Below are 14732 nucleotides of genomic sequence, written 5' to 3'. Positions count from 1 at the left end.
GGAAGCAACAGATGAATGAAAAAGATATGGTAAATGATTATTTAGCAGGATTAAATGCAAGTTTAACAAGTTATGCAAATTATATTTCTCAGTCTGATAATGAACAGTTACATCAAACGTTAATCCAAATTCGTAATCAAGATGAGATGCGCCAACGCAATATGTATGAGTACGCAAAGCAAAAGAGTTATTACAAGCCGGCAGCACCTGCTAATCCAATGATTGTACAACAATTAAAAAGCCAATTAAGTGCGGAATAGTGTGATGAATGAAACGAGCGAATGGATTCGCTCGTTTTTTTTGTTTGGTATATGTCAATAAATATATAATAAATATTTTTCCAGTTGTAACAAATATGACGAAAATTGAATATAACAATTCACAAAAAGGACAAAAAGTTTGTTCAATATTTCACAAAGTATCCATGGTTTCTATCGTGGGAATCTCTATAATTAGGAGTGTAAAGAACAAAAGAAATAGACTACATAATCAATTGGGAGAGATTGCTATGAATAGAAACACAAGAAAAATTGCAATTATCGGTACTGGATTAGTTGGATCAAGCTGTGCGTATTCCATTGTAAACCAAGGGATTTGCGAAGAGCTATTGTTAATTGATATAAATCATGAACGTGCAGTTGGAGAAGCGATGGATTTATCGCACTGCATTAACTTTACAAATACAAGAACAAAAGTATATGCAGGAAGTTATGAAGACTGCAAAGATATGGACATTGTTATTATTACAGCAGGACCAGCACCGAAGCCTGGACAAAGCCGTTTAGACACTTTAGGAGCAAGCGCTAAGATTATGGAAAGCATTGTTGGCGGCGTAATGGAAAGTGGATTTGATGGCATTTTCTTAATCGCATCGAACCCAGTTGACATTATTACATATCAAGTTTGGAAATTATCTGGTTTGCCAAGACATCGTGTACTTGGTACTGGTACATCACTAGATTCTTCTCGCTTAAGAACAATTTTATCTGAAATGTTACATGTAGACCCTCGTAGTATTCATGGGTATTCTTTAGGAGAACATGGTGATTCTCAAATGGTTGCTTGGTCTCATGTAACTGTTGGTGGAAAACCAATTCTGCAAATTTTAGAGGAACAAAAAGAACGCTTAGGTGAAATAGATTTAGATGAAATTGTTGAGAAGACTGCAAAAGCTGGATGGGAAATTTATAAGCGCAAAGGAACTACTTATTACGGAATTGGAAATTCTTTAGCTTATATTGCACGCTCAATTTTCAATGATGATCACCGTGTTATCGCTGTTTCAGCTATTTTAGATGGTGAATATGGCGAATACGATATTTGTACAGGAGTACCGGCAATTATTACTAGAGACGGTATAAGAGAAGTTGTAGAACTAAACTTATCAGAAGATGAAGAAAGTCGCTTTGCAAAATCAAACGATGTTTTGCGCGATTATATGAAAACAGTTGGTTACTAACTTATAGGAGAAGGTGAAACAAATGAAGGAATATATAATGTCTCGTGTGTTTAAAGCTTCTGCCGGAATCGCACAGGGTATTTTCGTATCCCTCGGAATTGGTTTACTAATCGAAAATATAGGAAGAATTGTTGATATCCCATTACTTATTACAATCGGAGTTGTTGCAAAATCACTTATGGCACCAGCAATTGGAGCCGGGATTGCTTTTATGCTCGGTGCAAACGGACTCGTAATTTTCTCAGCGATGGTAGCTGGAGCAATTGGAGCTGGTTCAATTTCAATTACTGAAGCCGGTCTCATCATTAAAACAGGTGAACCAATCGGTGCATTATTAACAGCGACTTTAGCAGTTTATATTGGTAAACGATTAAGTGGAAAAACTGCTTTAGATATGATGCTCGTTCCATTTGCAGCAATATTAGGTTCTGGTTTAGTCGGTATTTGGTTAGCTCAAAATATTAGCCCAGTTTTAAATACAGTTGGAGCATTCATTAAAGATAGTTCAGCTGGTAGCCCATTTATCGCTTCTATCGTGATTGCTGTAGTTTGGGGACTATTACTTATCTCTCCAGCTTCATCAGCTGCTTTAGCGATAGCGCTTAGCTTAGATGGCGTTGCAGGCGGTGCAGCACTTGCAGGATGTGTTGCTCAATTTATCGGATTCTCTGTTATTTCAGCGAAAGAAAATAATTTAGGCGGCATATTAGCTCAAGCACTCTGTACTCCAAAAGTACAGTTGCCTAATATTACTAAAAATCCAATGATTCTCGTCCCAACTGTCGTCGCCAGTGCTATAGTAGGCCCAGTATCAGCATTAATTTTCCAACTGGAAGCAGGGAAAGAAATTGCAGGTCTCGGATTAAGTTCTCTTATCGCACCAATTAATTTAATTTCCAGCCAAGGATGGGAAGTTGTCCCAGCGATGGTAATCACTTATATCATCATTCCAGTAGCTGTTTCTTATATACTTTACATTGCTCTTAAAAAAGCAGGTCGTATTCATTCTGGTGATATGACTGTACCGCAATCTTAAATTGAAAATCTCCTTAATAATAGAGAAAAGCAGACTGAAGAAGCCACAGTCTGCTTTTTACATTTTATGATTGTGTTTTACTGGAACACGTACGGTTTCTTTTGCTAATAACAACTGAACGCCGAAGTAAAGTATGCTTGCAAGCGTCATTCCAGAAACGGCATCTACAAAAGCATGTTGCTTCGTAAATAGCGTTGATAAAATAATAAGCGTACCGAAGAACGTAAGGATGTAATACTCAAAAGCATGCTGTTCTCTACGCTTAAAGGCAGCTAACATAATTACAAATGTTGTAAGGACATGAATGCTTGGGAAACAGTTTACTGGTTGATCAATACTATAAATATAGCGGACTAGTTCGGAAAATACGTCTGTTCCAACGACTGTTGGACGTGGTACAGTTGTCTGCCAAAAATAATAAATAGAAAAACAAGCAAGCTTTCCAAGAATAACACTACTTAAAGTGACATAATATTGCTTTCGATCAGCAAAGCAGTAATAAATAAGTGCGCCGTATAAGTAAGGAAACCAAAGTAAATAAGGAATAATAAATGCTTTAACAAATGGAATCCAATCATCTACTACAGTTGTGACATCCACTGCGTGTACAGTAGATTTATTTAATACATCGTAAAGGGGACTTACGAGTACGAGTAGAAGTATATAACTTAACGGAAGAAAAGATGAAAGTTTAAAATTCTTCATGATAAGCTCCTATGTTTTAGTAATGTAAGTAAATTCAATTGATTATAATATAGAAAATCCAATTGGGCTATCGATTTCACTTACATTTTCTTGAATTTACCTTACACTTTTGTCACTTGACTTAAAAGAGGGAGAGGGTGCTAAATGAAGCGTTCATTTTATTTCTTAGTTTTTATATTGTTATGCCTAGTGGCTACTGGGTGTGCCAAAGATAAAGAAGGAGAGAAATTAGAATATAACGGGAGAGCACTCGTAATTGGAGTTGTTGGTGAAAAACCGAAAGATACGTTTAGAAATATAAAGTTTGAAAGTGTAAAATTAGAAGAGATGCAGGAGAAATCAGCAAAGGTTGATGGTTTTCTCGTCATGAAAGAATATTTTCAAGAAGCATCAAAGGAACAGTATACGGACTTATTTTTATCATTAAAGAAACCAGTGTTTTTTATCGGTTTAAAGGATAGACCATACTTGATTTTTACTAAAAAGGATTTAGATTATGACAATGCCCCGAGGGATGAAGCAATGATGTATACGCAAGGATTTGTAAACATGGGAAGCCCTGAAGGACAGTATTGGGGTATGGGGTTATATAATGATACTGTTTCCAATCAAAATATTCGCAATATGTATATCATAGTATTTCAAACAATTTCGGACTATTTAAGTCGATGATGAAGGAGCCTGTAAAAGGGCTCTTTTTATTTTTAAATAAACGTTTGTTTAAGAGGTATGTTCGGTAGGGAAAAACCTATGTATTCCAAAGGTTGAGGTAGAAAAACATGAAATTAATCAAACGTTTGTTTAAGATATATGTTCGGTATGAAAAAATATATGTGTTTCAAAGGTTGAGGTAGAAAAATCGGAAATTAATCAAACGTTCGTTTAAGATATATGTTCGGCGTGGGATGAGAAAAAAGTTTTTAAAAAATTATATATTTATTTTTTCTTGATAAATGGCGGAAAAATAAGAAAAATTAGCAGGATTATTAAAAATTATAACGAAATAAGTAAAAGTTTAGCGAATAATCGTTTGAAATAATAAAACGTTTTCTATATGATAAAGGTAAAGGTTAGTAAAAAAGTAGGTGAATTTATGACAGTAACATTTTATTCATACCCAAAGTGTGGCACATGTCAAAAAGCAAAAAAATGGTTTGAGGCAAACGATGTAGCATATGAGATGATTCATATTGTTGAAAATCCACCGTCAAAAGAAGATTTACGTAATTTACATGAGAAAAGTGAATTGCCATTAAAAAAATTCTTTAATACAAGTGGAATGCGTTACCGCGAACTTGGTTTAAAAGATAAGTTGAAGGATGCAAGCGAAGACGAAATGTACGAGCTTTTAGCATCTGATGGCATGTTAATTAAACGTCCAATTGTAACAAATGGAACGAGTGTAACACTTGGTTTTAACGAAGAGCAGTTTGAAAGTGTGTGGAAAAAGTACCAATAAGGTATTTTTACATAATTAATACATTCACTGGAGGTACAGTCATGAGCATTCCAAATAATTTACGTTACTCTGAAGAACACGAATGGGTAAAAACAGAAGGTAATGCGGTTGTTATCGGTATTACTCATTTTGCGCAAGGTGAGTTAGGCGATATCGTATTCGTTGAACTTCCTGAAGTAGGTGCAACAATCCAAGCTGACGAGCCATTCGGAAGCGTAGAATCTGTTAAAACAGTTTCTGAATTATACGCACCTGTAAGTGGTAAAGTTGTAGCAGTAAACGAAGAATTAAGTGACCAACCAGAACTTGTTAACGAATCTCCATACGAGGGTGCATGGATGGTTAAAGTTGAACTTTCTGATGCAAGCCAAGTTGAGAAGTTATTAACTGCAGAAAAATATGCAGAAATGACAAACCAAGACTAATTATAGTCGACTAAAGGACAGCCTTTGTGCTGTCCTTTTTTATGTTGTGTTACATAATGAATTTGAAAGCACATATATATTAATTATCATATAGGAGAAGATTTTTGAAAAACTTTTTCGCAGATGTTTCATGTTGATTGAGCGGGTTCTGCTTTTTATTGTCTAGCTCCAGCGGCTAGAACAGTCGGTCATTTCACTCCTTCACCTGAGGCAAAAAGCGCCTCTAGTTCAGGAGTTCGGGTGCCCTCTTGTTCTGGTCGAGCCGCTTGCGCTTTTCTTTGTCTAGCTCCACCTCCTAGCCCTTCATGTCTAAGCAGTCGGTTCCGCTTTTCTTTATTGTCCAGCTCCAGCGGCTAGAACAGTCGGTCATTTCACTCCTTCACTTGAGGCAAAAGGCGCCTCTAGTTCAGGAGTTCCAATGCCCTCCTGTTCTGAACGAGCCGCTTCCGCTTTTCTTTTGCAAAAATAAACAGGAAACAACATGAAAATAACGAATATACTATATACTAAGTTAAAGGTTGTATAGTATATGGTGATCGGGTGATGACATATGATTTATGTGGAAAAAGTCATTATTGTAGAAGGTAAGTCAGACAGAAGAAAGATTGAATCTATTATTCGTGAACCGGTGGAAATTGTTTGTACAAATGGTACAATTGGTTTGTCGAAAATGGATGAGCTCATTGATCAATTTTTTGATAAGGACGTATATGTGCTAGTGGATGCTGATGATGCAGGGGAAAAGTTAAGGAAACAATTTCGAAAAGAATTTCCGCAAGCAGAGCATATTTATATTGATCGCTCGTATCGCGAGGTGGCGACTGCGCCTTCTTCACATTTAGCAAATGTATTATGGGGAGCTGACATTGACGTTTATACAGAATATTTACGGTAAGGAATGATAGAAGTGATTGACTGGACAGGTACCGAAGCTACAGCCCTAATAGAAAACGAAGAAAAAACAGTGCTATATGTATATACACCAATGTGTGGAACATGCCAATTAGCAAAAAAGATGTTAACGGTTGTCGAGATGACGATTGAAGATTTGAAAATTGGAATGTTAGATTTAAATTATGCTCCGCATTTAGCGAAAGAGTATGGAATCGAAAGTGTACCGTGTTTACTTGTTTTTGAAAATGGGACACTAATGAAGAAGATATATGCATTTCATTCGGTGGAATATTTATATACGGAATTAAAGTAGGCGGCAAAGTTTTTGCCGCCTCGACATATTTCTTGGGAAATATGTCGAGATGCAGGGTGGTTACAGTATTTGTCGAGCGAAAGTTACAGGATTGCTCTTTAGTGAGAGGGAATGGTATGTGTAATAGAAAGTGATATGAAGGATGTGATTTAGGGTGAAATTATATTCTTTGCTACAATCATTTGTAAATTACGCTAATGGTCAATATCATTTAGAGCCGCTTTTAAGACAAGGAGAAAAAACTGTTAATTTTCGCTTTGGGGATGAATGCTGTTCATTACAAATTTCAAGGGATTATATTGAACTTTTGAAAGAGGAAAGAGGAACAGAACAAATCGTGTGTTTAGGGGAAGAGGATGTAAAACGTTTGGTGAATGGAAATATAAGGTTGCAGACGTTAATGAGCGATGGGCGTGTGCAATATTCGGGAACGTATCGAACGATGTTGTTAATTGAATCAATGTTTCATATATGTAAGCCGATGTCAGTGGGTGCTTAAAAGTCTGAAGTTTCTTTTTTTACGAAAATTTCTGTTGACATGGCGTATGGATATTGATACAATTCAATTCATAAAATATAGACAATTTAATAAATTTCAAATCAGACGAAAATTTAATCTGATTTCTCTTATCAAGAGAGGTGGAGGGACTGTGCCCTGTGAAGCCCGGCAACCGTCAACTTATGTTGAAATGGTGCCAATTCCTGCAAAGCAAATGCTTTGAGAGATGAGAGAGAGGGATAATGTTGTTATATACGCATATAAACCTTTCTGCTTCTCTAAAGCGGAAAGGTTTTTTTGTTGTTTGAATGTGGAGGACATTCAAATAATAAGAGGAGATATACCGATGGACTACACGCATCAAAAATAAAAAAATTGCGGAGTCTATCTAAAGTTTTATGAAATCCAGCTCCAGCGGCTAGAACAGTCGGTCGTTTCATCCCTTCCTATGAGGCAAACAGCGCCTCTACGTCTGGGATTCGGGCGTCCTCTTGTTCTAAACGAGCTGCTTGCGCTTTTTATTTAAAAAAGGGGTGAACATCATGATCTTATTAGAAAATGTAAAGAAAATATATAAGGCAAAAAGCGGTGATGTCACTGCTGTAGATAACGCCAACTTACAAATAGAGAAAGGCGAAATATTTGGTGTTATCGGATATAGTGGCGCTGGGAAAAGTTCTTTAATTAGATTGTTTAATCAGTTAGAGAAACCAACGTCTGGTCAAATTACAATCGCAAATCGTGTAATTTCAGCAATTACAGGAAGTGAACTTCGTAAGGCAAGACAAGAAATCGGAATGATTTTTCAGCACTTCAACTTACTTTGGTCACGAACTGTACGCGAAAATATCGAATTCCCACTTGAAATTGCGGGTGTGGATAAGGCGAAGAGAAGAAAACGTGTTGATGAGTTAATTCATCTCGTTGGATTAGAAGGAAGAGGAGACGCATATCCATCTCAGTTAAGTGGTGGACAAAAGCAACGCGTTGGGATTGCAAGAGCGTTAGCAAATAATCCACAAGTACTTTTATGTGATGAAGCAACGTCAGCTCTTGATCCAGAAACGACGGATCAAATTTTAGATTTATTATTAGACATTAATAAGCGTCTCAACTTAACAATTGTATTAATTACACATGAGATGCACGTGATTCGGAAGATTTGTAATCGAGTTGCTGTAATGGAGAAAGGGAAAATCGTAGAAACAGGTCCAGTACTTGACGTATTCCGTAATCCAAAGCAGGACATTACAAAACGATTTGTACAGCAGTTAACGGATTCTGAAGATACGAATGAAACGATTGAAAGCTTAATAGAAAAGTATCCAGATGGAAAAGTAATTCGCTTGCAGTTTGTCGGTGAGGCTGTAGAAAGACCAGTACTTCAAAGATTAATGCAACGCAGCGATATAGAAGTTAGCATTTTGCAAGGAAATATCGCACAAACGAATAACGGTTCTTATGGAAGTTTAGTTGTTCATTTAAATGGTGAGGAAACAGCGATCCAGCAAGCGATAGAAGGAATTCATCAAGATCAAGTAGAGCTGGAGGTGATTGCACATGGATAAGTTAATCGCAAATATTGATTGGAATCAAATGTTAGAAGCAACTGGTGAAACGTTATATATGACGGCAATCGCAGCGCTTGCCACATTTGTGTTAGGACTTATTTTAGGACTATTACTCTTTATGACAGCGAAAGATAATTTATGGGAAAATAAAGCGATTAATACGGTGATTGGAGCATTCGTAAACATTTTCCGTTCTATACCGTTCATCATTTTAATTATTTTATTAATCCCATTCACAAAAATCCTTCTTGGAACAATCCTTGGAGCGAGTGCAGCACTGCCAGCTTTAATTATTGGCGCAGCACCGTTTTACGCGAGAATGGTTGAAATCGCACTTCGTGAAATTGATAAAGGTGTAATTGAAGCTTCAAAAGCAATGGGAGCAAAAACAAGCACAATTATTTTGAAAGTGTTAATTCCAGAATCGTTACCAGCGTTAGTATCTGGTATAACGGTTACGACTATTGCTTTAGTAGGCTATACAGCAATGGCAGGTGTTGTTGGTGCTGGTGGTCTTGGAACGCTTGCTTATTTAGAGGGATTCCAGAGAGGGAATAACGATGTAACAATCGTTGCGACAATTTGTGTATTACTAGTTGTATTCTTCATTCAGTGGATTGGTGATAGTTTAACGACTCGGATAGATAAAAGATAATGAAAACAGGGGGATATTTCAAATGAAAAAATTATTACTTACAGCACTTATTTCAACTTCAATTTTTGGGTTAGCTGCTTGCGGGGGGAAAGATAAAGATGAAAAGAAACTTGTTGTTGGTGCTTCTAACGTACCGCACGCTGAAATTTTAGAAAAGGCAAAACCGTTACTTGAGAAAAAAGGAATTGAGTTAGAAATTAAAAAATTCCAAGACTACGTGTTACCGAATAAATCGTTAGCAGATAAAGAATTAGATGCGAACTACTTCCAGCACATTCCGTATTTAGAAAAAGAAATTAAAGATAAAAAATATGATTTTGAAGTAGCAGGAAAAATTCATTTAGAACCGATTGGTGTATATTCTCAAAAATATAAGAGCTTAAAAGAACTTCCAGACGGGGCGACAATTATTATGAGTAATTCTGTTACTGATCATGGTCGTGGTTTAGCAATTTTACAAAAAGAAGGCATTTTAAAAATTAAAGACGGAGTAGAACCAGTTAATGCAACTCCAAAAGATATTGCAGATAATCCGAAAAACTTAAAGTTCAAAACAGATATTGAGCCTGGTTTGTTACCACAAGTGTATAACAATAAAGAAGGCGACGCTGTTTTAATTAACTCGAACTATGCAATTGATGCGAAATTAAACCCAGAAAAAGATGCAATTGCAATTGAAGGCGATGATTCTCCATATGCAAACGTGTTAGTGGTTCGTAAAGGTGATAAAGATAAAAAAGCGATTAAAGAGCTTGTAGAAGTATTGCATTCTAAAGAAATCGAAGACTTTATTAATAAAGAATATAAAGGAGCAGTTGTTCCTGTAAAAGAATAATTGCTGTGAAAGGGCTGGTGTATGCCGGCTCTTTTTATAACTACATAACTATAGGGGAGAAGGGGACATCATATGAAAAAGATTCTACTGTCAGTTGTTACAGCGCTGTCTGTATTTACATTAGCTGCTTGCGGAGGGAAAGAGGAGAATAAGCTTGTTGTGGGAGCTTCTAACGTGCCGCACGCTGTTATTTTAGAGAAAGCACAACCGATATTAGAGAAAAAAGGCATTAAATTAGAGATTAAAAAGTTCCAGGACTATGTGTTACCGAATAAAGCGTTAGTGGATAAAGAAATTGATGCGAACTATTTCCAGCACATTCCGTATTTAGATAAAGAAATTCAAGAAAAAGGATATAAAATTGTAAATGCAGGAAAAATCCATTTAGAGCCAATGGGCATTTATTCTAAGAAATATAAAAGCTTAAAAGACTTGCCAGATGGCGGAACAGTTATTATGAGTAATAACGTTGCAGAGCGCGGACGTATGTTAGCACTATTGCAAAAAGGCGGAGTTATTAAACTAAAAGACGGTGTAGATGTTGTTAAAGCAACAGTAAAAGATGTTGTAGAAAATCCGAAAAATTTAAAGTTCAAAACAGATGTAGAACCTGGACTTTCACCGAAGCTATATGAAAATAATGAAGGTGATGCTTTATTTATTAATTCAAACTATGCAATTGATGCGAAATTAAATCCAACAAAGGATGCAATTGCAATTGAAGGATCAGACTCTCCTTATGCAAATATTATTGCAGTTCGCAAAGGGGACGAGAAGAAAAAAGAAATTAAAGAGTTAGTAGAAGTACTGCATTCAAAAGAAATTCAAGACTTTATTAATAAAGAATATAAAGGTGCTGTACTTCCGGTAAGTGAATAAGTACAAGGAAAGGATTGGGAATTTCCCAGTTCTTTTTTCTTTATATAAATAAGAAGAAAGGTGTATCATATAAGGATGCAAGGGAAATACTTATATACATTTGTGAAAAAATTGTTACATTTTTTCATCGTTTGCGATATCATTTTATTTGATATAAGATTAGAATGAGAATAAAATGAGAATATGAACGTTTTAGTAATTTTTAAAATGTATATATAGGATTAATGGAGGTATTGAGATGGCTGGTTCTACATTAACGGTGAAAGACTTACACGTATCAATTGATGGCAAAGAAATTTTAAAAGGTGTAAACCTTGAAGTAAAGGGTGGAGAAATCCACGCAATTATGGGACCTAACGGAACAGGTAAATCAACTTTATCTTCTGCGATTATGGGTCACCCAAAGTATGAAGTAACAGAAGGTAGCATCATCATCGACGGTGAAGATGTATTAGAAATGGAAGTAGACGAGCGCGCACAAGCAGGTCTATTCTTAGCAATGCAATATCCAAGTGAAATTAGCGGAGTAACAAACGCTGACTTCTTACGTTCTGCAATTAATGCACGTCGTGAAGAAGGCGATGAAATTTCTCTTATGAAATTTATCCGTACTTTAGATAAAAACATGGAATTCCTAGAAATGGATCCAGAAATGGCACAACGTTACTTAAACGAAGGTTTCTCTGGTGGAGAGAAAAAACGTAACGAAATTCTTCAATTAATGATGATTGAGCCAAAAATCGCAATCTTAGATGAAATCGACTCAGGTCTTGATATCGATGCATTAAAAGTTGTATCTAAAGGTATTAACCAAATGCGCGGCGAAGAGTTCGGTTGCCTAATGATTACGCATTACCAACGTTTATTAAACTACATCACTCCAGATTTCGTTCACGTTATGATGAACGGTCGTATCGTTAAATCTGGTGGCCCTGAGCTTGCACAACGTCTAGAAGCTGAAGGTTACGACTGGATTAAAAAAGAATTAGGTATTGAAGACGAAACAGCAGAGCAAGAAGCGTAAGAGAGGAGCATAAACATGACAATCGGTACATTACCTTTCGATCAAGAAACAATCCGTCAGCGCGCAAGCGAAGTAAACGAAGCTGCTTGGTTGACTGAGTTCCGCTTACAAGCTCTTGCACAAGCAACTGAACTTCCAATGCCAACGCCTGATAAAACGAAAATTGAAAAATGGGACTTTATCGGGAAAGGCGACGCTGCTAAGCAAGAGCCTGTAAGTTCTTTAACAGAGCTTCCAGAAGCAGTGAAAAACTTAATCGATGAAAATAACAGCGTATTAGTACAACGTACTGGTACAACTGCTTTCGTTTCTTTAGCAGACGAAGCAAAAGAAAAAGGTGTTATTTTTACAGACATCGTAACAGCTGCAACAGAGCATGCTGAACTATTACAAAAGTATTTAATGAAAGATGGCGTGAAAGTAGACGAGCATCGTCTAACTGCACTTCATGCTGCATTAATCAACGGCGGTGCATTCGTATATGTTCCGAAAAACGTTGTTCTTGAAACTCCACTTCAAGCTGTATTCTTAGTAGACGGCGAAGAAGCTAACGTATATAACCACGTATTATTCGTAGCTGATGCGAACAGTACTGCAACTTATGTAGAAAACTACGTTGCAAATGAAAATGCTAAAGGTATTGCAAATATCGTAGCAGAAGTAATCGTGGAACAAGGCGCACAAGTGAAATTCGGTGCGGTTGATCTATTAGCAAAAGACGTAACAACTTACGTTAACCGCCGCGGTGTTGTTGGACGCGACGGCCGTATTGATTGGGCTTTAGGCCTTATGAATGACGGAAACACAATTTCAGAGAACGTTACGAACTTAATGGGCGACGGTTCATATGCTGATACGAAAACAGTAACAATTGGCCGTGGTAACCAAACACAAAACTTTACAACTAAAGTTGTTCACTTCGGTAAACACTCTGAAGGTTGGATCTTGAAACACGGTGTACAAAAAGATAGTGCAACATCTATCTTTAACGGAATTGGTAAGATTGAACACGGTGCATCTAAATCAAATGCACAACAATCTTCTCGCGTTCTTATGTTAGACGAGAAAGCTCGTGGGGATGCAAACCCAATTCTTTTAATTGACGAAGATGATGTAATGGCAGGTCACGCAGCTTCAGTAGGCCGCGTAGATCCGTACCAATTATACTACTTGATGAGCCGTGGTATTCCAAAACGCGAAGCAGAACGTTTAGTCATCCATGGATTCTTAGCACCTGTAGTAAATGAGCTTCCAATTGAAGGAGTAAAAGCACAGCTTGTTGAGGTAATTGAAAGGAAAGTTCGCTAATGAATATTCATGAAATACGCAAACAGTTTCCAATTCTTGATCAAAAAGTGAACGGCAAACAACTTGTTTATTTCGATAGTGCAGCAACTTCTCAAAAACCAATTCAAGTCATTGAAACGTTAGAACGTTACTATAAAGAATATAATTCTAACGTGCATCGCGGTGTTCATACGCTCGGTACGAAAGCTACCGACGCGTATGAAGGTGCACGTGAGAAAGTTCGCAAGTTTATTAACGCGAAATCAATGGAAGAGATTATTTTCACGCGCGGAACGACAACTGCATTAAATACAGTAGCAGCTAGCTATGGTCTTGATAATGTAAAAGAAGGCGATGAAATCGTCATCTCTTACATGGAGCACCATAGTAACATCATTCCGTGGCAACAAGTTGCGAAGAAAACTGGCGCAACTTTAAAATACCTTCCGCTTCAACCAGACGGTACAATTTCTTTAGAAGATGTTCGTCAAACAGTTACACCGAATACAAAAATCGTTTCTATTATGCACGTGTCAAACGTACTTGGAACGATTAACCCTGTAAAAGAAATCGGAGCAATCGCACATGAAAACGGTGCAATCATGATCGTTGATGGAGCCCAAAGTGCACCTCATATGAAAGTGGATGTACAAGATTTAAACTGTGATTTCTACGCATTATCTGCTCATAAGATGTGCGGACCAACAGGTGTCGGCGTATTATATGGTAAGAAAGAATTGCTAAACAATATGGAACCAATTGAATTTGGTGGTGAAATGATTGATTTCGTAGACTTACAAGAGTCTACGTGGAAAGAGCTTCCGTGGAAGTTCGAAGCAGGTACACCGATTATCGGTAATGCAATCGGACTTGGTGTGGCAATTGATTTCCTAGAAGAAATCGGTCTTCATAATATTGAAAAGCATGAACATGAATTAGCGCAATACGCTTTAGAAAGACTATCAGAAGTAGATGGCGTTACAATTTATGGTCCAAAGCATCGCGCTGGTCTAGTTACATTTAATATTGAAGACGTACATCCTCACGATGTAGCAACTGTATTAGATGTAGAAGGCATTGCGGTTCGCGCAGGACATCACTGTGCACAGCCGCTTATGAAGTGGCTAAAAGCTTCTTCTACAGCACGTGCAAGCTTCTATTTATATAATACAAAAGAAGAAATTGATACATTTGTTGAATCGCTAATCAAGACAAAGGAGTATTTCACAAATGTCATTTAATAATTTAGATACGTTATATCGTCAAGTTATTATGGATCATTATAAAAATCCTCGTAACCATGGCGTGCTAGAAGATAGTGTTACCGTTAACTTGAACAATCCAACTTGCGGCGATCGTATTCAACTTACGATGAAAGTAGAAGAGGGTATTGTACAAGAAGCGAAGTTTGAAGGCGAAGGATGTTCAATTTCAATGTCTTCAGCTTCAATGATGACACAAGCAGTAAAAGGAAAGAAAATTGAAGAGGCTCTTAAGCTTTCTAAAATTTTCTCTGACATGATGCTAGGAAAAGAGTATGATGACAGCATTGATTTAGGAGATATTGAAGCATTACAAGGCGTATGCAAGTTCCCGGCACGTATTAAATGTGCAACATTAGCGTGGAAAGCGTTAGAAAAGGGCTTAAACGAAGATAAGTAATGTTAAAGGTTCCTAAAAACGAGGTTATA

18 protein-coding genes and 1 riboswitch are annotated in these 14732 nt (G+C 36.9%); of the genes, 17 read left to right on the top strand and 1 reads right to left on the bottom strand.

Translation table 11 applies throughout. The annotated features are described in order from the left end of the window. Positions 1-11 precede the first annotated feature (11 nt). The 3 genes from LUS72_RS24880 to LUS72_RS24870 all read left to right on the top strand — a co-directional run bounded on the left by LUS72_RS24880 (position 12) and on the right by LUS72_RS24870 (position 2495). Complete coding sequence (locus tag LUS72_RS24880) at positions 12-260, top strand: spore coat protein (RefSeq protein ID WP_001002992.1); 249 nt, start codon at positions 12-14, stop codon at positions 258-260. Positions 261-508: 248 nt separating this feature from the next. Beyond that, complete coding sequence (locus LUS72_RS24875; RefSeq protein WP_097832181.1) at positions 509-1459, top strand: L-lactate dehydrogenase; 951 nt, start codon at positions 509-511, stop codon at positions 1457-1459. A gap of 22 nt (positions 1460-1481) precedes the next feature. Then, the gene (locus LUS72_RS24870; protein ID WP_002089394.1) at positions 1482-2495 is read left to right on the top strand and encodes a PTS sugar transporter subunit IIC; all 1014 of its coding nucleotides are present in this window, start codon (positions 1482-1484) and stop codon (positions 2493-2495) included. A 57-nt stretch (positions 2496-2552) separates the two neighbouring features. Here LUS72_RS24870 and LUS72_RS24865 read toward each other — a convergent pair whose 3' ends face one another. Further along, positions 2553-3200, bottom strand: coding sequence for a phosphatase PAP2 family protein (locus tag LUS72_RS24865; protein ID WP_097832182.1), 648 nt, complete (start codon positions 3198-3200; stop codon positions 2553-2555). Between the two features lie 144 nt (positions 3201-3344). Between LUS72_RS24865 and LUS72_RS24860 the strand changes: the two genes are divergently transcribed. From LUS72_RS24860 to sufU, 14 genes are all read left to right on the top strand, one after another. Further along, a complete protein-coding gene (locus LUS72_RS24860) occupies positions 3345-3872 on the top strand; it encodes a hypothetical protein (protein WP_097832183.1) in 528 nt (175 codons plus the stop codon). 421 nt (positions 3873-4293) lie between these two features. Further along, a complete protein-coding gene (locus LUS72_RS24855) occupies positions 4294-4659 on the top strand; it encodes an arsenate reductase family protein (RefSeq protein WP_000218970.1) in 366 nt (121 codons plus the stop codon). A 41-nt stretch (positions 4660-4700) separates the two neighbouring features. Continuing rightward, positions 4701-5084 (top strand): glycine cleavage system protein GcvH, encoded by a 384-nt coding sequence (gene gcvH, locus LUS72_RS24850; RefSeq protein ID WP_000026895.1) that lies wholly within the window; start codon positions 4701-4703, stop codon positions 5082-5084. Positions 5085-5634: 550 nt separating this feature from the next. Beyond that, positions 5635-5979 (top strand): toprim domain-containing protein, encoded by a 345-nt coding sequence (locus LUS72_RS24845; protein WP_000640865.1) that lies wholly within the window; start codon positions 5635-5637, stop codon positions 5977-5979. A gap of 3 nt (positions 5980-5982) precedes the next feature. Next, positions 5983-6291 (top strand): thioredoxin family protein, encoded by a 309-nt coding sequence (locus LUS72_RS24840; protein ID WP_080028970.1) that lies wholly within the window; start codon positions 5983-5985, stop codon positions 6289-6291. A gap of 154 nt (positions 6292-6445) precedes the next feature. Further along, positions 6446-6790 carry a hypothetical protein gene (locus LUS72_RS24835; protein WP_097832184.1) on the top strand — a complete coding sequence of 115 codons (345 nt, stop codon included), beginning with the start codon at positions 6446-6448 and terminating at the stop codon, positions 6788-6790. A 125-nt stretch (positions 6791-6915) separates the two neighbouring features. Next, positions 6916-7023, top strand: a riboswitch (SAM riboswitch). 309 nt (positions 7024-7332) lie between these two features. Beyond that, positions 7333-8358: a methionine ABC transporter ATP-binding protein gene (locus LUS72_RS24830; protein ID WP_097832185.1), complete on the top strand. Its 1026-nt coding sequence runs from the start codon at positions 7333-7335 to the stop codon at positions 8356-8358. Further along, a complete protein-coding gene (locus LUS72_RS24825) occupies positions 8351-9016 on the top strand; it encodes a methionine ABC transporter permease (protein ID WP_002089380.1) in 666 nt (221 codons plus the stop codon). Before LUS72_RS24830 ends, LUS72_RS24825 begins: the two co-directional genes overlap by 8 nt. 22 nt (positions 9017-9038) lie before the next feature. After that, entirely contained in the window at positions 9039-9851 is an 813-nt protein-coding gene (gene metQ / locus LUS72_RS24820; protein WP_097832186.1) for a methionine ABC transporter substrate-binding lipoprotein MetQ, read from the top strand. Positions 9852-9923: 72 nt separating this feature from the next. Next, positions 9924-10730, top strand: a complete 807-nt coding sequence (gene metQ / locus LUS72_RS24815) for a methionine ABC transporter substrate-binding lipoprotein MetQ (RefSeq protein WP_097832187.1) — start codon at positions 9924-9926, stop codon at positions 10728-10730. 238 nt (positions 10731-10968) lie between these two features. After that, complete coding sequence (gene sufC / locus LUS72_RS24810) at positions 10969-11754, top strand: Fe-S cluster assembly ATPase SufC (RefSeq protein ID WP_000929162.1); 786 nt, start codon at positions 10969-10971, stop codon at positions 11752-11754. Positions 11755-11769: 15 nt separating this feature from the next. Continuing rightward, positions 11770-13062, top strand: a complete 1293-nt coding sequence (gene sufD, locus LUS72_RS24805; protein ID WP_000152177.1) for a Fe-S cluster assembly protein SufD — start codon at positions 11770-11772, stop codon at positions 13060-13062. Beyond that, the gene (sufS, locus tag LUS72_RS24800) at positions 13062-14282 is read left to right on the top strand and encodes a cysteine desulfurase SufS (RefSeq protein WP_264448388.1); all 1221 of its coding nucleotides are present in this window, start codon (positions 13062-13064) and stop codon (positions 14280-14282) included. Before sufD ends, sufS begins: the two co-directional genes overlap by 1 nt. Continuing rightward, positions 14272-14703 carry a Fe-S cluster assembly sulfur transfer protein SufU gene (sufU, locus tag LUS72_RS24795; RefSeq protein WP_002089369.1) on the top strand — a complete coding sequence of 144 codons (432 nt, stop codon included), beginning with the start codon at positions 14272-14274 and terminating at the stop codon, positions 14701-14703. The genes sufS and sufU overlap by 11 nt, the downstream gene beginning before the upstream one ends. Positions 14704-14732 lie beyond the last annotated feature (29 nt).

It is taken from the genome of Bacillus cereus, from assembly GCF_025917685.1.
Lineage (GTDB): Bacteria > Bacillota > Bacilli > Bacillales > Bacillaceae_G > Bacillus_A > Bacillus_A cereus_AT.
The sequence above is the reverse complement of the archived record's forward strand: the minus strand, read 5'-3'. Positions and strand labels throughout refer to the sequence as shown.

Coding starts and splice junctions, on each gene's coding strand:
- sufS (WP_264448388.1), top strand. CDS start 13,062: ATGAATATTCATGAAATACGCAAACAGTTTCCAATTCTTGATCAAAAA.
- metQ (WP_097832186.1), top strand. CDS start 9,039: ATGAAAAAATTATTACTTACAGCACTTATTTCAACTTCAATTTTTGGG.
- LUS72_RS24845 (WP_000640865.1), top strand. CDS start 5,635: ATGATTTATGTGGAAAAAGTCATTATTGTAGAAGGTAAGTCAGACAGA.
- LUS72_RS24880 (WP_001002992.1), top strand. CDS start 12: ATGAATGAAAAAGATATGGTAAATGATTATTTAGCAGGATTAAATGCA.
- LUS72_RS24830 (WP_097832185.1), top strand. CDS start 7,333: ATGATCTTATTAGAAAATGTAAAGAAAATATATAAGGCAAAAAGCGGT.
- sufU (WP_002089369.1), top strand. CDS start 14,272: ATGTCATTTAATAATTTAGATACGTTATATCGTCAAGTTATTATGGAT.
- LUS72_RS24875 (WP_097832181.1), top strand. CDS start 509: ATGAATAGAAACACAAGAAAAATTGCAATTATCGGTACTGGATTAGTT.
- gcvH (WP_000026895.1), top strand. CDS start 4,701: ATGAGCATTCCAAATAATTTACGTTACTCTGAAGAACACGAATGGGTA.
- LUS72_RS24825 (WP_002089380.1), top strand. CDS start 8,351: ATGGATAAGTTAATCGCAAATATTGATTGGAATCAAATGTTAGAAGCA.
- sufC (WP_000929162.1), top strand. CDS start 10,969: ATGGCTGGTTCTACATTAACGGTGAAAGACTTACACGTATCAATTGAT.
- LUS72_RS24860 (WP_097832183.1), top strand. CDS start 3,345: ATGAAGCGTTCATTTTATTTCTTAGTTTTTATATTGTTATGCCTAGTG.
- metQ (WP_097832187.1), top strand. CDS start 9,924: ATGAAAAAGATTCTACTGTCAGTTGTTACAGCGCTGTCTGTATTTACA.
- LUS72_RS24840 (WP_080028970.1), top strand. CDS start 5,983: ATGATAGAAGTGATTGACTGGACAGGTACCGAAGCTACAGCCCTAATA.
- LUS72_RS24865 (WP_097832182.1), bottom strand. CDS start 3,200: ATGAAGAATTTTAAACTTTCATCTTTTCTTCCGTTAAGTTATATACTT.
- sufD (WP_000152177.1), top strand. CDS start 11,770: ATGACAATCGGTACATTACCTTTCGATCAAGAAACAATCCGTCAGCGC.
- LUS72_RS24870 (WP_002089394.1), top strand. CDS start 1,482: ATGAAGGAATATATAATGTCTCGTGTGTTTAAAGCTTCTGCCGGAATC.
- LUS72_RS24855 (WP_000218970.1), top strand. CDS start 4,294: ATGACAGTAACATTTTATTCATACCCAAAGTGTGGCACATGTCAAAAA.